Below are 21842 nucleotides of genomic sequence, written 5' to 3'. Positions count from 1 at the left end.
GAGCCTAACCGTCCGCCCGGGAGGCCCCGGCCGTGCCCGATTCGCCTTGGAGGATCCGCTCAAGGCGGTCCCGGCCGGGGAGGTCGCGCGGCCGGATCACGCGGCCGCTGCGGACGTGCAGGAAGGCGGCCGAGACCCGGTCCAGGGGGGTGCCGGTGGCTTCGGCCCAGGCCAGGCGGTACACGGCGAGCTGGAGGGGGTCGGCCTGGGTGGTGCGGCCGGTCTTCCAGTCGACCACCTCGTACGAGCCGTCGGGCTCGCGGTACACGGCGTCGATGCGCCCGCGGATCACCCGGCCGGCGAGGGTCAGCTGGACCGGGGCCTCCATCCGGTACGGGGTGCGCTCGGCGTACTCGCTGCGCTCGAAGGCGGCCTTGAGGGTGGCGAGGTCGGCCTCGTCGGCGACCTCCTGGTCGGAGCCGGGCAGGTCGGTCGCGGGGTCGAGGAGGTCGTCGAGGAGGGGCAGGGGCAGCTCGTCGAAGCGGGACTCGACCCAGGCGTGGAAACGGGTGCCCTGGCGCGCCGCGGGCTGCGGGGGCTTGGGCATGGGGCGGGCGAGATCGCGTACGAAGCCCTGCTCGTCGGCGGCGAGGCGCAGGAGCTGGCTCGCGGACAGGGCGGAGGGCAGCTCGACGTCCCGGACGGCTGCGCGGGCGCGGCGGAGCTCGCCTTCGAGGGCGTCGAGGTCGCGGTCCCAGGAGGCGACGGTGCGGGCCTCCTCGGGGGTGAGCCGGTCGCCTGCGGCGGGCTGGGCGGGGGCGTGCGGGTGGGGCTGCGCCGGGTGCCCGGGCCGTCCGGCGGGGGCGTCGGCGGGTGCCGCCGGTTCGCCGGCCCAGAGGTCGTCCGGGTCCCCGGCCGGGTCGCCTGCGGCGGGCTGCGCCGGGGGCTCCTGGCGGGCGGCGGGGTCCGAGGGGAGGTTCTCTTCCCCCACCCCGCCCCTTCCCGAAACCGGGGCTCCGCCCCGGACCCCGGCGGGGACGGCCCCGGCGGGGTACGCGGGGGTCACAGCCCACGGGTCGGCCGCGTCCTCGCCCGCCCAGAGGTCGGCGTCCCCTGCGGGGGACCCCGGCCGGGGGCTGGTCGCGGCCTCGGCCGCCCAGGGGTCGGCGTCCGCTGCGGCGGGCCCCGGCCGGGGATCCATCGCCTCGGCCGCCCAGGGGTCGGCGTCGGCTGCGGCGGGCCCCGGCCGGGGATCCATCGCCTCGGCCGCCCAGAGGTCAGCGTCGGCTGCGGCGGGCCCCGGCCGGGGATCCATCGCTTCGGCCGCCCAGAGGTCGGCGTCCGCTGCGGGGGGTGCCGTGCGGGGGCCTGGTACGGCGTCCGGCCAGTCGTCGTCCGGCAGGCCGGGCTCGTCGGCGTAGGACGGGTCCTCGCAGTGCGGGGGCCACAGGTACGGGTCGTCCGCCCCGTCCGGTGGCGTGGCCGGGGACGGGATGCGGCCCCGCGCCGTCAGGTGGGATTCGACCATGGCGGCCGCCTCGCGGCGCAGGGCCAGGGAGGCCGGGTCCAGGGGCAGGGGCCAGGAGTGGTCGGGGGTGGAGTCGGTGGCCAGCGCCGGGTTCTCGGCGTCGGCGGCCGGCTCCTCCGCCCAGACTTCGATCTCGCCGGAGCCGGAGGCGCAGTGGTCGTGGAGGGCCGTCAGGAAGGACGACGGGCCCCGCCGGCGCTTCTGGGTGGGGCCCCACCAGTGGCCCGAGGCCAGCAGCAGGGAGCGGGGCCGGGTGAAGGTGACGTAGCCGAGGCGGAGCTCCTCCACGGCCTTGTGGTCCTTCAGGGCCGTCCTGAAGGACTTCAGGCCCGCCGAGGTCCACTCCGGGTCCCCCGGCAGGGTCGGGGCGTCGCCGCGCAGGGCGTACGGGAGGACCTTCGGGTACGAGGTCCAGGCCTCCGGGGCCTTCTCCTTCGGGAAGGACCCCGCGCAGAGGCCGGGGACGACCACCACGTCCCACTCCAGGCCCTTGGACTTGTGCGCCGTCAGGACCTTGACCGTGTTCTCCCCGCCCGGCAGGGCGTGGTCGAGGCCCTTCTCGTACTGGGCGGCGGTGCGCAGGAAGCCCAGGAACGCCAGCAGGGTCGCCTCGCCGTCCAGCGCCGCGAAGCCGGCCGCGACGTCCATGAAGTGGGAGAGGGTCTCGCGCCGGCGGGCCGCCAGCGCGTGCGGGGAGGCCGACAGCTCCACGTCCAGGCCGGTCGTGGCCAGGACCCGGTGCAGGACGTCCATCAGCGGGTCGGAGAGCGAACGGCGCAGGTCCCGCAGCTCCTGCGCGAGGTGTGCGAAACGGACCCGGGCGGCCGCCGAGAACGGCAGGTCCTCGGCGGCGGAGCCGTCCAGGAACGTCTCCAGCGCGTCGGCCAGGGAGACGACCTCGGCCGGGTCGACCCCCTCGACCGCCGCCGCCAGCCGGCCGTCGGGCCCGGTGTCGGCGCCGGGGCGGGCCACCAGCTGCCGGGCCCGGCGCCCGAGCAGCGCGAGGTCGCGGGCGCCGATCCGCCAGCGCGGGCCGATGAGCAGGCGGACCAGGGCGGCGTTGGCGCCGGGGTCCTGGAGCACCTCGCAGACGGACACGAGGTCGGCGACCTCCGGGAGGTGCAGCAGGCCGGACAGGCCCACGACCTCCACCGGGACGTCCCGCTCCACCAGGACGGCCTGGATCTGCGCGAAGTCCGCGGCGGACCGGCACAGCACCGCGATCTCGCCCGGCTCGGTGCCCGTGCGCACCAGGTGCGCGACGGAGTCCCCGAGCCACTCCAGCTCTTCGGCGTGGGTGTCCAGCAGCGCGCAGCGGACGACGCCGTCGCGCTCGGCGCCGGGCGCCGGGCGCAGCGCCTCGACGCCCTCGTGCAGGGCGCGCAGCGGCGCGGCGAGGCCGTTGGCCAGGGCCAGCAGGCGGCCGCCGCTGCGCCGGTTCTCGCTGAGCGAGAGGCGGGTGGCGGGGCGGCCGTCGGCGTGCGGGAAGTGCTCGGGGAAGTCGTCCAGGTTGGCCACGGACGCGCCGCGCCAGCCGTAGATGGCCTGGCAGGGGTCGCCGACGGCGGTCACGGCGTGCCCGGTGCCCGCGCCGAAGAGGCCGGAGAGCAGCAGCCGCTGGGCGACGGAGGTGTCCTGGTACTCGTCCAGCAGGACCACCCGGAACTCCTCGCGCAGCAGGGCGCCGACCTCGGGGCGGGTGGTGGCGAGCTGGGCGGAGAGGGCGATCTGGTCGCCGAAGTCGAAGAGGTCGCGGGAGCGCTTGGCGGCGCGGTAGCGGGAGACCAGTTCCAGCAGCTCCAGGCGGCCGCGTACCGCCTCGGGGACCTTGCGCAGGTCGTCGTTGGTGAGCTTGGCGCCGGCCAGTTCGTCGAGCAGCGCGGTGTCGTACGCGCGCAGCGCGGCCGGCTCCACGAGGTGCTCGGAGAGCTCGGCGTCGAGCGCGAGGAGGTCGCTGACCAGGTCGGGGACGGATTTGGTGAGGGCGGGGTAGGGGCCGGGGGCCTCGCGGAGCACCTTCGCGGCGAGCTGGAAGCGGGTGGCGTCGGCGAGGAGGCGGGCGCTGGGCTCGAGGCCGATGCGCAGGCCGTGGTCCTTCAGGAGCTGGCCGGCGAAGGCGTGGTAGGTGGCGATGCGGGGCTCGCCGCCGGCCGCCCCGGTCTCGACGTCGGCCGGGGTGGGGGTCCCCCCAGCGAAGCTAGGGGGAGGGTCCGGGTCGGTGATGCCGGCCCGGGCGAGGGCCTTGCGCACGCGCTCGGCCAGTTCCCCGGCGGCCTTGTTGGTGAAGGTCAGGCCGAGGACCTGCTCGGGGGCGACCGTGCCCGTGCCGACCAGCCAGACCACGCGGGCGGCCATGACGGTGGTCTTGCCGGAGCCGGCGCCCGCCACGATGACCTGGGGGGCGGCCGGGGCGGCCGCGCAGGCCAGCTGTTCGGGCGTGAACGGGATCCCGAGGAGCTCCTTGAGCTGCTCGGGATCGTCGAGGACGGGGGCGCGCCCGGTCACGTACGCGGTCACCTCAAAAGGCTAGCCGCACCCGCCGACAGTCCCGGCCGGCGTCTCACTCCACGGTCTGGCGGCCCTCGGGCAGGGCGCTGCACGCGCTGCGGAAGGTGCAGCGGGTGCAGTGTTCGCCGGTGGCGGGGGCGAACCGTTCGTCCAGTACCCGGCCGGCGGCGGTCGCCAGCAGGTCGCCGACCCACTCCCCGGAGGTGCCGCCGGACAGGGCCTCCTGGGCCTGGATCCTCGGGACCTGGTCGCCGCCGTCGCGCTTCGCGGCGCCCTGGCGCAGCTGGACGAGTTCGGCGCCGCCCGGTTCGGGGCGCCGGCCGTCGAAGACCTCGTCGACGGCTCCCTCGCGGACGGCGAGCTGGTAGACGGCGAGCTGCGGGTGGCGGGCGACCTCGTCCCTGGTCGGGGCGCCCTTGCCGGTCTTGAAGTCGACGACGTAGGCGCGGCCCTGCGGGTCGGCCTCGACGCGGTCCATGGAGCCGCGGATCCGTACGGCGTACTCGCCCGCGTCGAGGGTGACGTCGAAGTCGTGCTCGGTGGCCACGGCTGTCCGGCCGCCGCGGTCGGTGGTGTGCCAGCGCAGGAAGCGTTCGAGGGCGGCGCGGGCGTTGTCCTTCTCCTGGCGGGACTTCCAGGGCGCGTCGAAGGCGAGGGCGTCCCAGACGGAGTCGAGGCGCTCCATGAGGACGGCCAGGTCGGCGGGGGTGCGGCCGGAGGCGACCTCGTCGGCGAGGACGTGGACGACGTTGCCGAAGCCCTGGGCGGCGGTGGAGGGGGTGTCGGCCTTGACCTCGCGGCCGAGGAACCACTGGAGGGAGCAGGTGGTGGCGAGCTGCTCCAGGGCGCTGCCGGAGAGGGCGACGGGCCGGTCCCGGTCGCGGAGCGGGACGGCGGAGCGGGTGGGCTCGTACAGGCCCCACCAGCGCTGCGGGTGCGCGGCCGGCACCAGCGGGCGGTCCTCGTCGTCGGTGAGCGCGGCGAGGCGGGCGAGGCGCCGGGCGGCGGCGTCGCGCAGGGCGGGCGAGGCGTCGGGGTCGACGGTGGTGGCGCGGAGTTCGGCGACGAGCGCCGGGACGGCGAGGGGGCGGCGGGGGCGGCCGGTGACGTCCTTGGGGGTGACGCCGAGTTCGGTGAGGAAGCGGGAGGGCTGGTCGCCGTCCTCGGCGGGGGCCTTGACGGCGGTGACGACGAGGCGGTGGCGGGCGCGGGTCGCGGCGACGTAGAAGAGCCGCCGCTCCTCGGCGAGGAGGGCGCCGGGGGTGAGGGGCTCGGCGAGGCCGTCGCGGCCGATGCGGTCGGCTTCGAGGAGGGAGCCGCGGCGGCGCAGGTCGGGCCAGAGCCCTTCCTGGACCCCGGCGACGACGACGAGGCCCCACTCGAGGCCCTTGGAGCGGTGCGCGGTCATCAGCCGTACGGCGTCGGGGCGTACGGCCCGGCCGGTGAGCGTGTCGGCGGCGATGTCCTCGGCCTCCAGCTGCTCCAGGAAGTTGAGCGCGCCGCGGCCGCCGGTACGTTCCTCCGCGCGGGCGGCGTTGTCGAAGAGGGCGCAGACCGCGTCGAGGTCGCGGTCGGCGTTGCGGCCGGCGGTGCCGCCGCGGCGGGCCTGGCGTTCGAGGCGCTGCGGCCAGGGGGTGCCGTCCCAGAGGGCCCACAGGGCCTCTTCGGCGGTGCCGCCGCCCTGGAGGAGCTCGCGGGTCTTGCGCAGCAGCAGGCCGAGGCGCTGCGCTCCGCGGGCGTAGGCGGGGTCGTGCGCGGTGAGCCGCTCGGGCTCGGCGAGGGCGCGGGCCAGCAGGACGTCGGACGGCGCGGGGACGGTGACCCCGGCGGCCCGCTCCTCGTCGCGCAGCGCCCGCCCGAGCCGGCGCAGGTCGGCGGCGTCCATCCCGCCGAGCGGCGAGGTGAGCAGCAGGAGCGCCCCCTCGACCCCGACCCACCCTTCGCCTGCGGCGGTGGTGTCGGCCCCCTCGGAGTCCGCGCCGGGGGAAGCGCCGTCGCCTCCGGCGGTGGCCTCGGCGCCGGGGGCCGGGGGAAGGTCCCGCCCGTCCGCTCCGGGCGTGCGAGCAGGCTCGCGCACCCCGGCGCCTGCGGCGCCGGCCCCCTCCGGGGCTTCCTCGCCCGGAGCGGGGCCGCCCGCGTCCCCCGAGGACGCGGACTCGGCGGCCTCCGGCAGGACGGCCGACACGGTGGGAGCACCCGGCAGGGCGGAGGCCGAGACGCCCGCGCCGGGCGCAGCGGCCTCACCCGCGGCCGCCGACCCGGCCGCCGACGCCGGGACGGCAACCCCGCCCGCACCCGCGCCGGGCAGGGCACCGGCTGCCGACTCCGGCTCCGACTCCGGCTCCGGCTCCGGCTCCGGCTCCGACTCCGACCCCGGCTCCGGCTCCGGGAGGGCAACCCCGTCCGCGTCCGGCCGGGGACCGGCCGTCGGCTCCGGGGCGGCACCCCCGTCCTCGTCCGCGCCCGGCAGGGCGGTGGCCGCCGTCGCCGTGAGGCGGAGGGCCGTCAGGAGGGGGGCCACCGCGGGCTCGTGGCGGAGGGGGGTGGACGCGGCGTCGGTCTCCGCGGGGACGCCCGCCGCGATCAGGGCGCGGCGCATCGCCGGCAGGGTGCGGCCGCCGGCCCGGACCAGGACGGCCATGTCCCGCCAGGGCACCCCGTCCTCCAGGTGCGCCCGGCGCAGGATGTCGGCGATGTTGTCGAGCTCGGCGCCCGCCGTCGGGTACGTGTACGCCTCGACCCGCCCGCCCTCCCGGGCGGGCTCCAGCGCGCGGTGGGCCCGGACGGCGGCGGCGGGCAGGCGCGGCACCGGCATGCGGGTGGTGAGGAGGCGGGTGGCGGCCAGCAGGGCGGCGCCCGAGCGGCGGCCGACCGTCAGGGCCCGTACCCGCGCGCCCGGGAAGGCCGACTCGAAGTCGAGCACGTTGTTGATGTCGGCGCCCCGGAAGGCGTAGATGGACTGGTCGGGGTCGCCGAAGGCGACCAGCGTCCCGGCGGGGCCGTTCAGCGCGCGCAGCAGCCGCAGCTGGGAGGCGTCGGTGTCCTGGTACTCGTCCACGTAGATCACGTCGTAGGCCGAGGCCAGGGACGGGGTGGTCTCCGCCAGCAGGACCGCGCGGTGCAGCAGTTCCGCGTAGTCCAGGGAGCCCTGGAGGTCGAGGACGTCGAGGTACTCGGAGAGGAACGCGGCGGCCGCCTTCCAGTCGGGGCGCCCGATCCGCTCGGCGAAGGAGGCCAGCGCCTCCGGCCCCAGGCCCAGCTCGCGGGCGCGGGCCAGGACGGCGCGGACCTCGTCCGCGAACCCGCGCGTGGTCAGCGCGGCCCGCAGGTCGTCCGGCCAGCGGATGGAGTTCAGCCGGCGCTGGCCCTCCAGCAGGGTGCGGACCATCACGTCCTGCTCGGGTCCCGACAGCAGCCGCAGCGGGTCGGCGAAGAGCTCGTGGTCCTGGTGGGCGCGGACCAGGCCGTAGCAGAAGGAGTGGAAGGTGGTGGCCTGCGGGGCGCGGGCGCCGCCGAGCCGCAGGGCGGCGCGGTCGCGCAGCTCCACGGCGGCCTTGCGGCTGAAGGTGAGGATCAGGATCCGGGCGGGGTCGGTGCCGGCCTCCACCCGGGCGGCGGCCGCCTCGACGAGGGTGGTGGTCTTGCCGGTGCCCGGTCCGGCGAGCACCAGCAGCGGTCCCCTGGTGTGGTCAACCACCGCGCGCTGCGCTGCGTCCAGCACAGGGATGACCACCTGCTGCGGCCCGGTCCGCACCAGGCGGTACGCGTCAGGGGTCCGCGTACGCCGCTCGGAGCGGCCGGGAGAAGAGGTGATCACGTGGGGTGCCGGTCCTGGTGGGTCTGCGGTTGCTGCGGTCGGGCCGGCGGCCGCGAAGGTCGGGAGGACCACGGCCGCGTACGCCGAAGAGGCAACGCTACGCCAACCGCGCCGGCTGCCGCAGTCCGTCCCGCCGGGGCCCGGCGTCGCCCCGGAGGCCCCCGGTGTCGTCCTCCGTACGGGCCTTCGACCGCCCGTCCGCACTCCGGATGGCCGAAGCTGTCAGATGTGAGCCTCGTCGCCCCCGTCCCCCGCGCCGCGCCCGTCCCAGCGCGCCCTGCGCATGGCCAGCCGCGGCTCGCCGGAGGGCGTCTCGCGCAGCGGCGTGCCCTCGGTCCGGTAGTGCTCCAGGGCGCGCCGCTCGCTGCCCGGCAGGGGCACGCCGTCCGCCCGCACCACCCGCCACCAGGGCACGGCCGCGCCGTACAGGGCCATGACACGCCCGACTTGGCGCGGGCCGCCCTCGCCGAGCCACTCGGCGACGTCCCCGTACGTCATCACCCGGCCGGGCGGAATCCGCTCGGCCACCTCCAGTACCCGCTCCGCGTAGACGGGCAGCTCTTCGCTCATTCGGCACATGGTGCCGGACGCTCCGGACGGTCCGGTGGAAGCCTTCCTTCCGTACCGGCGCGCACCCTGCTGCCCCGCACGGACGTCGGTCCGTGCCACCATCTTCCGGGCGGTGACTGGTGATACGTGATCAAGAAGAGACGGATGTGACGGCGAAGGAGCGGGTTGTGAGCCCTCCGGACGGCGCGGCGAGGGGCGATGACGCGCGCCCGGACGAGCCGCACCCCGACGACCCGCCCGGCCACACGCCGACGGCGGCCGACCGCGTCGAGGTGGACGAGCCGCTGCTCGCCGCCCGCGTGCACCGGCCCTCCGACCTCGTACGCCTGCTGGCCGGGATCCTCGGCGTCGCGGTCGTGCTCGGCATCGCCGCCTTCGCCCACGGGACCACCGCGGGCCTGGAGCAGGACATCACGCAGGGCACCGGCCAGGCGCCCGACGTGCTGATCAAGGTCGCGGGTCTGGTGTCCAGCATCGCGGTGCTCCTCGTACCGGTGGCGTTCGCCATCGAGCGGCTGATCAAACGCGACGGACTGCGCATCGCCGACGGCGTCCTCGCGGCCGTCCTCGCGCACGGGGTGACCCTCGCGACCGACCTGTGGGTCTCGCAGGCTGCCCCCGAGACCATCCAGGACGCCCTCACCCGCGCCACGGGCACGGCCGGCGCCTCCACCGACCCGGTGCACGGCTACCTCGCGCCGGTGATCGCGTACATGACCGCGGTGGGGATGACCCGGCGGCCGCGCTGGCGGGTCGCGCTGTGGGTGGTCCTGCTGCTGGACGCCTTCGCGATGCTGGTCAGCGGGTACACCACACCGTTCTCGATCATCCTGACGGTGCTGATCGGCTGGAGCGTGGCGTACGGGACCCTGTACGCGGTCGGCTCGCCGAACGTCCGGCCCACCGGGCAGAACCTCCTCGCCGGGCTGCGCCGCGTCGGCTTCCAGCCGGTGAGCGCGATGCGGGCGGAGCCGCCGGACGGGGACAGCGCGGAGACCGGCGACCGGGGCCGGCGGTACCACGTGACGCTCGAGGACGGGCCTCCGCTGGACGTCACCGTCGTGGACCGCGAGCAGCAGGCGCAGGGCTTCTTCTACCGGGTCTGGCGACGGATGACCCTGCGCGGGATCACCACCCGGCGCAGCATCCAGTCCCTGCGCCAGGCGCTCGAGCAGGAGGCCCTGCTCGCCTACGCGGCGATCGCGGCCGGGGCCAACGCGCCGAAGCTGATCGCCACCTCCGAGCTCGGCCCGGACGCCGTGATGCTCGTCTACGAGCACCTGGGCGGCCGCCACCTCGACGCCCTCCCCGACGAGGAGATCACCGACGAGCTGATCCGCAACGCCTGGGAGCAGGTGCGGGCCCTCCAGTCGCGCCGGATCGCGCACCGCCGGCTCACGGGGGACGCGCTGGTGGTGGATCGTTCCGGCACGGTGATCCTCACGGACCTGCGGGGCGGTGAGATCGCCGCCGGCGACCTGGTGCTGCGCATGGACATCGCGCAGCTGCTGACCACGCTCGGCCTGCGGGTCGGCGCGGAGCGGTCGGTGGCCTCGGCGGTGTCGGTGCTCGGGCCGGACGCGGTGGCGGACTGCCTGCCGCTGCTCCAGCCGATCGCGCTGAGCCGCTCCACCCGGGCGACCCTGCGCAAGCTGGCCCGGGAGCGGGCCGACCGGCAGCGGGAAGCCGTACTGGAGTCCTCGCGTGCGGCCAAGGCGGCGCGCGAGGCCGGCGCCGGGCCCGCGGCCGCCACTCCGGCCGCTGAGCGCAAGGCCGAGAAGCGGGCGCTGGACGACGCGCTGGAGGACGCCCGCGAGGAGGACCTGCTGAGCCAGATCCGCCAGCAGGTGCTGCTGATCCGCCCGCAGGCGCCGGTGGAACCGGCCCGGCTGGAGCGGATCCGCCCGCGCACGCTGGTGTCCTTCATCGCGGGCGCCCTCGGTGCGTACTACCTGCTCACGCAGCTGGCCCACGTGGACTTCGCGACCATCGTCGGGGAGGCGCAGTGGGGCTGGGTCGGGGCGGCGCTCGCCTTCTCGGCGCTCAGCTACTTCGCGGCGGCGATGAGCCTGCTGGGCTTCGTACCGGAACGGGTGCCGTTCCTGCGGACGGTGGTCGCACAGGTCGCGGGGTCCTTCGTGAAGCTGGTCGCCCCGGCGGCGGTGGGCGGCGTGGCGCTGAACACCCGGTTCCTGCAGCGGGCCGGGGTCCGACCCGGGCTCGCCGTGGCGAGCGTCGGCGCGTCGCAGCTCTTCGGGCTGGCCAGCCACATCCTGCTGCTGCTGGCCTTCGGCTACCTGACGGGCACCGAGAAGACCCCGGAGATGACCCCGTCCAGGACGGTCATCGCCGGTCTGCTGACGGTGGCGGTGCTGGTGCTCGTCGTCACGGCCGTGCCGTTCCTGCGGAAGTTCGTGGTGACGCGGGTGCGGGCGCTGTTCGCGGGGGTGGTGCCGCGCATGCTGGACGTGCTCCAGCGACCGCAGAAGCTGATGACCGGCATCGGCGGGATGCTGCTGCTGACCGGCTGCTTCGTGATGTGCCTGGACGCCTCGATCCGCGCGTTCGGGGGCGGGGAGGCCATCAGCTACGCGAGCGTCGCCGTGGTCTTCCTGGCGGGCAACGCCCTGGGCTCGGCGGCGCCGACCCCGGGCGGCATCGGCGCGGTGGAGGGCACGCTGACACTGGGCCTCGTCGCGGCGGGCCTCCAAGGCGACGTCGCCTTCTCGGCGGTCCTCCTGTTCCGCGTCATGACCTTCTGGCTGCCGGTGCTCCCGGGCTGGCTGTCCTTCAACTTCCTGACGCGCAAGGAAGCGATCTAGCTCCGCCGGCTTTCCCGGGACACGCCGCGCCCCACCGGACTCCGGCCGTCGAGCCGGGAACGCGCCGCGGGGCCCGGGCGGCCGGGTCGCGGACGGGCCGCGGGGCCCGGGCGGTCGGAACGCGGACGGGCCCCGGGGCCCGGCGGACGCGGCGGGGCTGGAGCGGCGTGAGCCGGTCCGGATGCCTCGTGAGGTCCGGGGCGCGGGCCCCGGGTCCCCCGGACGGGTCAGCTCGGGGGCGGGGGCGGGGGCGGGCGCACAGGATGGGGGCATGCCGAGAAACGTCCTGCGGGCCACGACCGCCGCCGCGCTCGCCGCCACGCTGCTCACCACCGGCGCCTGCTCCGACGGCGGCGGCAGCGGCGCGAAGAGAACCGGAGCCGGAGCCGCCAAGCCGGCGAAACCCCTCTCCTGGGGCGGGTGCAGCGCTCCCACGGCCGCCCAGGGCGGCGGACAGGCACCCGGCCAGGACTGGGAGTGCGCCACGCTCGACGTGCCGCTCGACTACGCCCAGCCGGAGGGCGAGACCATCCCCATCGCCCTGATCCGCGCCAAGGCCCGCAAGAAGGCCGAGCGGCTCGGCTCGCTGGTGTTCAACTTCGGCGGGCCCGGCGGGTCCGGCATCTCCACCCTGCCCGGCGCCGCCAAGGAGTACGAGGCCCTGCGCGCCCGGTACGACCTGGTGAGCTTCGACCCGCGCGGGGTCGGCCGCAGCGTCCCGGTGCTGTGCGAGAGCGACCGGCAGCTGGACGCGTACTACGCCCAGGACTCCTCCCCCAGCACCCCGGCGGAGGAGAAGGCCTACGTCGACGGCATCCGCACGTACCAGAAGGCCTGTCAGGCGAGGTCCGGCAAGGTGCTCCCGTACGTGGGCACCGACAACGCCGCCCGCGACCTGGACCGCATCCGCCAGGCCCTCGGCGACGAGAAGCTGAACTACTTCGGGATCTCCTACGGCACCGAACTCGGCGGGGTCTACGCCCACCTCTTCCCGAAGAACGTCGGCCGGGCCGTCTTCGACGCCGTCGTGGACCCCACGAAGGACGCCCAGCAGAGTGCGCTCGGCCAGGCGAAGGGCTTCCAGCTGGCCCTCGGGAACTTCGCCCAGGACTGCGTGAACCGCGGCGACGAGTGCCGGCTCCAGGGCAGCACCGTCAAGGAGATCGAGGCGAACGTCACCAAGCTCCAGAAGGACCTGGCCGCCAAGCCCATCCCGGGCATCGGCGGCCGCCGGCTCACCGAGTCGCAGGCCACCAACGGCATCGCGCAGGCCCTGTACTCCAAGGAGCTGTGGCCGCTGCTGGAAGAGGGGCTCGACGAGGCGGACGGCGGTCAGGGGCAGCTGCTGATGGCCCTGTCCGACGCCCTCAACGGCCGCGACCAGAACGGCCGTTACAGCAACATCGGCGCCGCCAACACCGCCATCAACTGCGCCGACTCCAAAGAGCGCTACACCCTGGCGCAGACCAAGGCCAGGCTCCCGGAGTTCCGTTCGGCCTCGCCCGTCTTCGGGGACCTCCTCGGCTGGGGGATGCTGTCCTGCACCGGCTGGCCGGTGCCCGGCGCCTGGAAGACCCCGGACGTCTCCGCCCCCGGAGCCGCGCCCATCGTCGTGATCGGCAACACCGGTGATCCGGCGACCCCGTACGAGGGCGCGCGCAAGATGGCGGAGCGCCTCGGCAAGGGCGTGGGCGTGGAGCTCACGTACAAGGGCCAGGGCCACGGCGCGTACAACGGCGGCGACACGTGCGTCCAGGGCGCGGTGAACGCGTACCTGCTGGACGGGAAGGTGCCGCGCGCGGGCACCGTCTGCCCGGCGTCCTGAGCCCGGCGGCAGCAGAAGCGGCACGAGAGACGGCACGAGAGACGGCACGAGAAGAGGGCCGCACCCGCCGAGCGGGTACGGCCCCCTTCCGGGACTTCCGGAAACCTCCGGGAACGCCTAGTAGACCGGCTTCTCGGGCTCGATCTGGTGGACCCACCCGATGACGCCGCCGCCGACGTGCACCGCGTCGGAGAAGCCCGCGGACTTCAGGACCGCGAGGACTTCCGCACTGCGGACACCCGTCTTGCAATGCAGGACGATGCGCTTGTCCTGCGGCAGGTCCTGGAGGGCGGTCCCCATCAGGAACTCGCCCTTGGGGATCAGCTTCGCGCCGGGGATCGAGACGATCTCGTACTCGTTCTTCTCACGGACGTCGATGATCTCGATCTTCTCGTCCGCGTCGATCCACTCCTTGAGCTGCTTGGGAGTGATCGTCGAACCGGCGGCCGCCTCCTGGGCCTCCTCCGACACGACGCCGCAGAAGGCCTCGTAGTCGATGAGCTCGGTGACGGTCGCGTTCGGACCGCAGACCGCGCAGTCGGGGTCCTTGCGGACCTTGACCTGGCGGTACTGCATCTCCAGGGCGTCGTAGATCATCAGGCGGCCCACGAGCGGCTCGCCGACACCGGTGAGGACCTTGATCGCCTCGGTGACCTGGATGGAGCCGATGGACGCGCAGAGCACGCCCAGCACGCCGCCCTCGGCGCAGCTGGGGACCATGCCCGGCGGCGGGGGCTCCGGGTACAGGCAGCGGTAGCAGGGACCGTGCTCGGACCAGAAGACGGAGGCCTGGCCGTCGAAGCGGTAGATCGAACCCCACACGTACGGCTTGTTCAGCAGCACGCAGGCGTCGTTGACGAGGTAGCGGGTGGCGAAGTTGTCCGTGCCGTCGACGATGAGGTCGTACTGGCTGAAGATCTCCATCACGTTCTCGGCCTCGAGCCGCTCTTCGTGAAGGACCACGTTGACGTACGGGTTGATGCCCAGCACGCTGTCGCGGGCGGACTCGGCCTTCGAACGGCCGATGTCCGCCTGGCTGTGGATGATCTGGCGCTGCAGGTTCGACTCGTCGACCTCGTCGAACTCCACGATGCCCAGGGTGCCGACGCCGGCCGCGGCCAGGTACATGAGGGCGGGCGAGCCGAGGCCGCCCGCGCCCACGGCCAGCACCTTGGCGTTCTTCAGGCGCTTCTGGCCGTCCATCCCGACATCCGGGATGATCAGGTGGCGGGAGTACCGACGGACCTCGTCAACGGTGAGCTCAGCAGCTGGCTCTACCAGGGGTGGCAGCGACACGGGGACTCCGTAGATGGGTAAGTCGAACGGTGGTTCTTCCCGTAACACTGCCACGCCCTTCTTCATTCCGAGACACCCGGTCCGATACGTGAGACGATTTCGTCCCAGTACGCGGGCATTGACGCCCACGGGTCCCGGTCGCCGGATCCGCGCCGGTCGGTGAACCAGATCGTCCCGGCGCCCTGCCAGCGGGCGATGCGGACCGCCTCCTCCAAATGGGTGCGGGGCACGCTGTGAACCAGGTGGCAGAAGCGCTCGGGCGGGTGGTCGGCCGTCCACTCCGCCACCTGCGACCAGCGGTAGGCGGCCCAGGCCCCCGAGAACGTCACCAGCTGGTCGGCGGCCTCCGCGTAGCCCTCGTACGGGTGCGTGCCGTGGCCCAGCACGATGCGCAGGCCCGTCCCGAGGCCGCGCAGGGCGTCGGTCACCCGGCGGACGGCGGCCAGCTCCGCCCGGTCGGCGGGGGCGCCGGCCAGGTAGAAGCCGCCGACGCCGTACCAGTCGCGGAAGCGGTGCGCGTCGGAGAGCAGCTCCCCGAAGGAGCGGGAGCCGTCCCGCAGGGCGAGATGCCCGAGGACGACCCCGCCCGCGCCCCGCAGCTTCGCCGCCGCCTCGGTGCAGTGCGGGTCGGGCCGGCCGCCCGGCCCGTCGGCGACGTTGAGCACGGCCCAGTGCAGCGGCGTCCCGGGCCGGGTCAGCTCGGCCCACTCCACCGGGGCGACCAGCGGGTGCGCGTAGCCGGGGATGCCCAGGCCGAGCCGGCCGGCCTCGGTCGCGGCCGTCGCCGTCACCCCCGGCGGGGTGGTCAGATGCGGCACGCCGCCTCCATCCAGATGTCCGCGAGGGACTCCTCCAGGTTGATCCGGGGGCGCCAGCCGAGCCGGTCGCGGGCGGTGCGGACGTCCGCCTGCTGCCAGACGCCGCAGCCGTCGGGGTACGGGTACGCCTGGGGAGTCGCGGCGAGCTGCTCGGCGGTGGCCTCGGAGCGGGGCGAGCCGATGGCGGACAGACCCTGCGGCCGCCCGCCGAGGCTGTGCCCGTGCCGGTCGCCGTGCCGGTCGCCGCCGTGCGGTACGTCCAGCTCGTGCAGGGCGCCGCCGTATCCGGCGACCCGCGCGAGGACGGACGCCGCGTCGCGCAGCCGGACCGCCCGGCCGGTGCCGATGTTCACGACGCCCTGCGCCGCGGACAGGGAGGCGGCGTGCACGGCCCGGGCGACGTCCCGTACGTCGACGAAGTCCCGCTGTACTCCGAGGCCGCTCAGCTTGAGCTCGGCGTCCCCGGACTGCATGGCCCGGCGCATGGCCTCGGCGAGCCTGCCCAGCGGCGAGCCGGCCGGGGTGCCCGGTCCGACGGGTGAGAACACCCGCAGCACGACGGCGTCCAGTCCGGAGCCGAGGACCAGCTCCGTGGCGGCGAGTTTGCTGACGCCGTACGGTCCGCCGGGTCTCGGCACGGCGTCCTCGGCCGTGGAGGAACCGGGCTGGCTGGGCCCGTACTCGGCGGAGCAGCCGAGCTGGACGAGCCGGGCCCCGCAGCCGCTGCGGCGCAGGGACTCGCAGACGGTGGCGACGGCGACGGTGTTGTGCCGGGTCAGCTCGCGGGCCCCGCCGCGGGTGGCGCCCGCGCAGTTGATGACGACGCCCGGGTGGACGGCGTCCAGGAACCGGGTGAGGGCGCCGGGGCTGCCGGTGGCGAGGTCGAACCGGACGTCGGCGTCGTCACCGCGGCCGAGCGCGGTGAGCTGCACGGCGGGGTCGGCGAGCAGCCGGTCCGCGACGTAGCGCCCGAGGTAACCGTTGGCTCCGATCAGCAGCACCCTCATCGCGCAACCCCTTGGTCGATTGGCTGGCCGGTCATCCTGTTTCTCCTTGGTGTCGGTGGGGTCGGGGACGCGCGTGTGCAGAGGCACGGGACAGCGCGAGGAAGGCGTGTACGAGGAGTCCCGCCGCGGCGGCTGGCACCGCCGCCGGGACCGGGACCAGGGCGCACGCCAGGGCCACGGCCACCGGCACGCGGTGGGCGCCGTGGCGCAGCAGCAGCCGGGCCAGGAACAGCAGCACCGCGAGCGGCACGGCCGTCGCCGGGGCGGCCGCGGTGAGCGCGGCCGTCGCCGGGGCGGCCGCGGCGAAGAGCAGCAGGACCCCGGCCAGCAGCGGCCGCGCCCCGGCGGCGAAGTCCTCCAGGGCCCGGCTCCCGGCGAGCCGGCGGCGCGCCCGGGCGGCGTAGAGGACCGCGGCGAGGTGTCCGGGGGCCACGGCCAGCGCGAGGGCCGCACCGAGGGCGGGCCCGTGCCGGTGGACGGCCCAGCCGACGGCGGCCGCCGCCAGCAGGTGGGCGGCGTGGGGGAAGCGCCCCCCGGCGCTCCGCCCGGGCCACACCAGCGCCGCGGCGGTGAGGAGCGCCGCGAGGGGTCCGGCCCCCGGTGTCCCGGTGGCGGCCGCGCCGAGGGCGAGGGCGCCGGGCAACAGGGCGTAGCCGAAGCCGCGCACCGTCCGGGCCCCGGCCGGCGGCCGCGCGGGCGCGGCGTCGGGGGTGACGCCGCGCGGGGTCCGCGCGTACAGCTCCTCGGCGAGGGTGAAGACGTCCCGGTGGCGGAAGCGCGCCGCGGTGCGGTCGGTGATGCCGTGCGCCTCCAGCCCGGCGGCGATCTCCAGCGGGTCGACGGCCCGTTCGCAGAGCTCCCGGTGGCGGTGCAGCAGTGCCTTGACGGGGTCCCCGCCGGGCTTGCGGCGGGCCTTCTCCGCCGCGCCGGCCCACGCCGCTTCCGCTGCGGGGCCGCCGTGGCCGGCGGTGGCCGCATGGGGCAGGGTCTTCGGCAGCGGCGCCGCGCCCGCGGTGTCCGAGGTGGTCATGCCGTCGCCTCCGCGGCCGGACCCGGCTCCGGCGCCCGGGCGATCCACGGCCCCGGCACCCGCGCCTCCGCCGGACGGGCGAACGGCACCCTCTCCTGCGCCGGCCGGCCGAACGGCTCCTCCCCCGCGCCCGGTGAGGTACCGAGGGCCAGCAGCCGCAGGTAGCTCTCCCCGAAGGCCTCCACGTTCTGTTCGACGGTGAACAGCTCCAGCGCCCGGGCCCGCGCCGCCGCACCGAGCCGCTGGGCCCGTTCTGGGTCCTCCAGCAGGGCGAGGCAGGCCTCGGCCAGCGCCCGCGGGTTGCGCGGCGGGACGACGAGCCCGGTGCCGCCGATGACCTCGCGGACGGCGCCGACGTCGGTGGAGACGGTGGCCCGGCCGCAGAACATGGCCTCGGCCAGGGTGATGGGGAAGCCCTCGATGACCGACGACAGCAGCACGAGCCGTCCGGCCCCGTAGGCGTCGGCCGCCGTGGGGGCCTCCGGCCCGCCGACCTCCTCGAAGCTGACGGGGCTCTCCCCCACCGTCCGCGCGTCGGCGGCCTCGTCGGGGAAGAGCTGCGCGGCCAGCGAGCGGCAGTCGGCGAGGTATCCGGGGGCGGCGGCCGTGGCGAAGATCCGCAGCCGGGTGTGCGGGGCGGCCCGGCGGACCTCCGCGAAGGCGTGCAGCAGGGCGATCAGGTCCTTGGCGGGCTCGATCCGCCCGACCCACACCAGCGTGTCCGGGTCTCCCCGCCCCGTGTCCTCGCCGACGGCGGCGAATCGGTCCGCCTCCATGCCCGGGTACACGGTCCGCAGCCGTTCCCGGGGCGCCCCGCACCGCTCCTGCCAGCGGCGGGCGTGCGCGTTGCCGGGGGTGAGCAGGTCGGCGCGGGCGTAGATCTCCCCGGCGAGGCGGATGTGGAAGGCGGCCAGCAGGGCCCGTACGGCGGGCCGGGTGGCGGCGGGCTGCTCCAGATAGCGGGCGCGCAGCTGGACCCCGTACTCGGTGACCAGCAGCGGGACCCCGCAGAAGCGTTTGGCCAGCAGCCCGGGCACGGCCGCGACCCCGCCGGACGCGGCGTGGCAGACGTCGGCCCGGCCGAGGCCCGCTTCCTCGTGCCAGTCGAGGGACAACGGCCGCAGCGCCCGCTCCAGTTCGTCCACGAACTCCAGCAGGTCGGGGACGCGCGCCGCCTGGACGGTACGGCTCGCGCCCGGCGCCCGGCAGCCGCCCTCCACCGCCCGCACCGCCGTCTCCGAGCGCAGGGCCGCGTACGTCCCGCCCTGCTCGCGGGCGAGTTCGGCGAGCCCGTACAGCCCGGCGGCGAAGGCGCCCGGGGCGTCGGGCCCGTCGGCGCAGATCCCGCGCACCAGCTCCGCGAAGCAGGCGGCGAAGCGGCGGCGCTCGCGGCGGGAGTACGTCCGCCCGTCATCGGCGGGGGCCCACAGCGGGGCGGTGCGCACGCGGGTCACCTGCGGCGGGAGCGGGACGCGGCCGCGCTCCTCCTGCCCGGCGGTGCGGCTCAGCGCGTAGAGCTCGAACTCGTGCTGCGGCAGTCCGCGCACGAGCCGGTCGCACCAGAGCCTCGCCTCTCCCGCCGCATACGGATAACCACCTTCCGTGACCAGTCCGATCCGCACCAGTGGCACCCCCGATCTCCCGTTCCGGGCGGCCGTCGTCGGTCCGGCGACCCGCCGCGGGAGAACTCAAGCGGATGCGCCGGTGGCGCGACGGACGGTTGTCCGTCGCGCCACCGGAAGGGGTGAAGAGTCGTAACTTTCCCGTACGGTTCGCGTTCGAGCGCGCTAGGAAGGGCGTGACCCGGTCAACCCCCGGGGAACACCCACGGGTTGGGCTTGCAGGAGATGTTGTCGATGTCGAGCGACTTCGTCTGCTGCTGCATGATCGGCGCGAGCGCGCCCGGGGTCTGGCAGTTCACGTGCCCGTGGCCGAGCCGGTGGCCGACCTCGTGGTTGATGAGCATCTGCCGGTAGGCGAGCATCTGGTCCGCCCCGTAGGTCTGCGAGCCCTGGCCCCAGCGGAAGGCGTTGATCATCACGCGTTCGGTCGCGGCGGAGTCGCAGGAGACGTTGTCGACGGTGGTGTCCAGCCCGGACTTGGCGCACCAGACGCCGGTGGTGCCGGGACTGGCCAGGGTGATCACGAAGTCGGCCTCGCCGCCCGGCACCCGCTCGAAGGTCATCGCGTCGCCGTGGGCCCAGCTGCGCGGGTCGTTGAGGGTGCGCTGCACGGCCTCGGCGAACAGCTGCGGGTCCATGCCGAGGCCCTGCTCCACGTCGACCCGGTAGCGCACCCGCTTCCCCTTCCCCGGGGCCTTGGCGATACCGGGCACCGTGTCGAAGGTCCCCGGCCCGGTGAGCTTCGCGTCGACCGGCAGCTGCTGCGCCATCTGCTGCTCGAACGTCGCCGGCTGCGCGGCCGGGGCCGCGGGGACGTTGGGGGTGGCGCGGCCGTCGGAGCGGGAGGCCGGCGACCGGTCGGCCTGGGTGCGTGCGGGGACGTCGTCGCCGGCGGCGCGGGTGGCGGCGGTGTCGGAGTCGCTGTCGGCGGCGACCTGCCCGGCGACGACGACGGCGAGCACGGTGGTGACGGCCGCCGCGGCAATCCCGGTGTACGTACGGATCTTCGTGCCGCGGCCCCCGCTCGCGGCGGCGGGCTCCTCGGGCCGCCGGGGCCCGGGGACACGGCGGTGCGAGCCGGTCGTGGTGAGGGGGTCGCGCGGCGGGAGGGGCTCGGCGGCCCGGGGGGAGCCGGCCGCGGGGGTTCCGCGCCAGTCCCCGTACACGGCGGCGGGCGGCGGGGCCGGGGCGGTGCCCCGGGCGCCGCCGCCCTCGCGCTGCTCGGGGTGGCCGCCGGGGCGCACGGGGCGGGCGGAGGGCGCGTACCCCTGGTGGACGACGGTGGGCTCGGGGGCCCGGCGCCGGCCGGTGGGCTCGGCGCGGGGCGGGGGCTCGTACGGGTCGGCCCCGTACGGGCGGGGTGCCCGCGGGGCCGGCTCGTACGGACGTGCGGCGCGCGGGGCGGGCGCGCGGGGGCCGCCCTCGCGGGGGCCGGCCTCGTACCGGCGGGCCCCCTGCGGGGCCGGCTCGTACGGGTCCGGCGCGTACAGGCCGTCGCCGTAGGGGCCGGCCGCGTACTCCTGCCGGCCGGAGGGCGGCAGCGGCTCGGGCTCCGGCTGCGGCTCCGGCTGCGGGCGGGCCGCGATGGGGGCCTTGCGACTATGTCGTCCCACGTCCTCAGCCCTTGCCGTTCTCGGTACTTCGGCCGGTTTCCCGGCCGGTGGTGTCGCGCAGCAGGTCCCGGAAGGCCACCGCCACGACGTCGGGGTACTCCATCATCGCCACGTGTCCGGCCTCGGGCAGGCACAGCAGCCGCGAGCCGCGGAAGGCCGCGGCGGCCTTGCGCGCCATACGGTACGAGACCAGGAGGTCGCGGCCGCCGTAGACCAGCAGGGTCGGCGCGAGCACGCGCTGCGCCTGCCGCCACAGTCCGTGCTGGCCGCCGAGGGTGTAGGCGTCGACGATCCCGCGCGAGGAGCGGGTCATCGCGTCCCAGAAGTAGGGGAGGGCCATGCGCCGCTCCATCTCCTCGACGGCGGCCTGGAAGCCCTCCGCCGTCACCCGTGAGGGGTCTCCGTAACAGAGGTCCGTCACTCCCCGGGTGCGCCGTTCGGCCGTCAGGTCGCGCGTGAGCCGCCCGAAGAGGGCGGCGACGCCCGGCAGGGCCAGCAGGGCGGTGGGCACGGCCGACCGCTGCACGCGCAGCTCGGGCAGCGCGGGCGAGACCAGCGTCAGGGTGCGCACCAGATCGGGCCGGACGGCTGCGACGCGGGTGGAGACGGCCCCGCCGAGCGAGTTGCCGAAGAGGTGCACGGGCCCGCGCCCGGCGGCGTCGAGGTGCCGGATGACGGCGCGGGCGAGCGCGGTCACCGAGTAGTCCCGGTCGGCGGGCGGCGGGGACCAGCCGAATCCGGGCAGGTCCAGGGCCTCGCCGTCGACGGTGTCGGCCAGGTGCCGCATGAGGTCCGACCAGTTCTGGGAGGAACCGCCGAGTCCGTGGACGAACAGCGCGGGCGGCAGCCCCTCCCGCAGCGGTGGCCGGACGCGTACGTTCATCTCGAGGCCCGGCAGCGCGACGGTGCGCAGCTGCTCCCCTTCGGCCACCCGTACGGCGCCCGCCTGGGGGGCCGCTCCGGCGGTGGACCGTACGCCCGGCGGCTCGGTCGAAGACATGGGCCAATGTTACGAGAGGATCACGCCCGGCCCCTGGTGTTCTCTTGTGTCGGCGGTCACAAGACCGCCTGGCGGTGCCTGCCCGATCCTCCTAGTCTCGTAGTGAGTACGAGCGAAGGCGAGGGGAGCGCGATGACTGTCGATCCTGCGGAACCGGACAGCTTCCGGGAGAAGATCCGGGAAGGCCTCGGAAGCGAGGCTCCGGAGGCGGACGCCGCCGAGCAGCACACCGAGATCCAGCCGCAGGAGGACGACCCGCTCGTCGGCCTGGATCCGGACGAGGCGCCCGAGGCGGACGCCGCGGAGCAGGCCCGGGTGGTCCCCCTGGACGAGGAGGACTACCGCTAGTCGCTCCGACGGCCCCTGACCAGCGTGTCAGGCGTGTGTCCGGGTGGTCCGTACCGCGAGAAAACTCGGCTCGAACCCACCAGATTCGGTTACCGAAA

The 21842-nt window shown here is 75.7% G+C and carries 13 protein-coding genes; 3 read left to right on the top strand and 10 right to left on the bottom strand.

The features are described 5' to 3' along the window. Window positions 1–4: 4 nt before the first annotated feature. The 3 genes from ACZ501_RS08525 to ACZ501_RS08515 form a co-directional block, all read right to left on the bottom strand. A complete protein-coding gene (locus tag ACZ501_RS08525) occupies window positions 5–3985 on the bottom strand; it encodes a UvrD-helicase domain-containing protein (protein ID WP_468793461.1) in 3981 nt (1326 codons plus the stop codon). A gap of 43 nt (window positions 3986–4028) precedes the next feature. Continuing rightward, window positions 4029–7790 (bottom strand): ATP-dependent helicase, encoded by a 3762-nt coding sequence (locus ACZ501_RS08520; protein ID WP_468793837.1) that lies wholly within the window; start codon window positions 7788–7790, stop codon window positions 4029–4031. A gap of 225 nt (window positions 7791–8015) precedes the next feature. Beyond that, a complete protein-coding gene (locus tag ACZ501_RS08515; protein ID WP_361601437.1) occupies window positions 8016–8363 on the bottom strand; it encodes an MGMT family protein in 348 nt (115 codons plus the stop codon). 119 nt (window positions 8364–8482) lie between these two features. On the opposite strand from ACZ501_RS08515, the gene ACZ501_RS08510 reads away from it, so the two are divergent. Both ACZ501_RS08510 and ACZ501_RS08505 read left to right on the top strand, forming a co-directional pair. Continuing rightward, window positions 8483–11185, top strand: a complete 2703-nt coding sequence (locus ACZ501_RS08510; RefSeq protein ID WP_361601440.1) for a lysylphosphatidylglycerol synthase transmembrane domain-containing protein — start codon at window positions 8483–8485, stop codon at window positions 11183–11185. Between the two features lie 271 nt (window positions 11186–11456). Beyond that, window positions 11457–13010, top strand: coding sequence for an alpha/beta hydrolase (locus ACZ501_RS08505; protein ID WP_468793459.1), 1554 nt, complete (start codon window positions 11457–11459; stop codon window positions 13008–13010). A gap of 117 nt (window positions 13011–13127) precedes the next feature. On the opposite strand, the gene moeZ is transcribed toward ACZ501_RS08505, so the two are convergent. The 7 genes from moeZ to ACZ501_RS08470 form a co-directional block, all read right to left on the bottom strand. After that, a complete protein-coding gene (moeZ, locus tag ACZ501_RS08500) occupies window positions 13128–14306 on the bottom strand; it encodes an adenylyltransferase/sulfurtransferase MoeZ (RefSeq protein ID WP_361601446.1) in 1179 nt (392 codons plus the stop codon). A gap of 62 nt (window positions 14307–14368) precedes the next feature. Beyond that, a complete protein-coding gene (locus ACZ501_RS08495; RefSeq protein ID WP_468793457.1) occupies window positions 14369–15124 on the bottom strand; it encodes a spherulation-specific family 4 protein in 756 nt (251 codons plus the stop codon). Next, window positions 15112–16131, bottom strand: coding sequence for an NAD-dependent epimerase/dehydratase family protein (locus tag ACZ501_RS08490; protein WP_468793455.1), 1020 nt, complete (start codon window positions 16129–16131; stop codon window positions 15112–15114). Before ACZ501_RS08490 ends, ACZ501_RS08495 begins: the two co-directional genes overlap by 13 nt. 31 nt (window positions 16132–16162) lie before the next feature. Then, window positions 16163–17161 (bottom strand): hypothetical protein, encoded by a 999-nt coding sequence (locus tag ACZ501_RS08485; RefSeq protein WP_468793453.1) that lies wholly within the window; start codon window positions 17159–17161, stop codon window positions 16163–16165. Continuing rightward, on the bottom strand, window positions 17158–18783 hold the full coding sequence (locus ACZ501_RS08480) for a DUF3492 domain-containing protein (RefSeq protein ID WP_468793451.1): 1626 nt from the start codon (window positions 18781–18783) through the stop codon (window positions 17158–17160). Before ACZ501_RS08480 ends, ACZ501_RS08485 begins: the two co-directional genes overlap by 4 nt. 185 nt (window positions 18784–18968) lie before the next feature. Then, a complete protein-coding gene (locus tag ACZ501_RS08475; RefSeq protein ID WP_468793449.1) occupies window positions 18969–20396 on the bottom strand; it encodes a DUF3152 domain-containing protein in 1428 nt (475 codons plus the stop codon). Between the two features lie 4 nt (window positions 20397–20400). Beyond that, window positions 20401–21396, bottom strand: a complete 996-nt coding sequence (locus tag ACZ501_RS08470; RefSeq protein WP_361610570.1) for an alpha/beta fold hydrolase — start codon at window positions 21394–21396, stop codon at window positions 20401–20403. A gap of 132 nt (window positions 21397–21528) precedes the next feature. Here ACZ501_RS08470 and ACZ501_RS08465 point away from each other — a divergent pair, with 132 nt between their 5' ends. After that, window positions 21529–21744, top strand: a complete 216-nt coding sequence (locus ACZ501_RS08465) for a hypothetical protein (protein WP_361610568.1) — start codon at window positions 21529–21531, stop codon at window positions 21742–21744. Window positions 21745–21842 lie beyond the last annotated feature (98 nt).

The organism is Streptomyces sp. NPDC034085, from assembly GCF_055575555.1.
The sequence above is the reverse complement of the archived record's forward strand: the minus strand, read 5'-3'. Positions and strand labels throughout refer to the sequence as shown.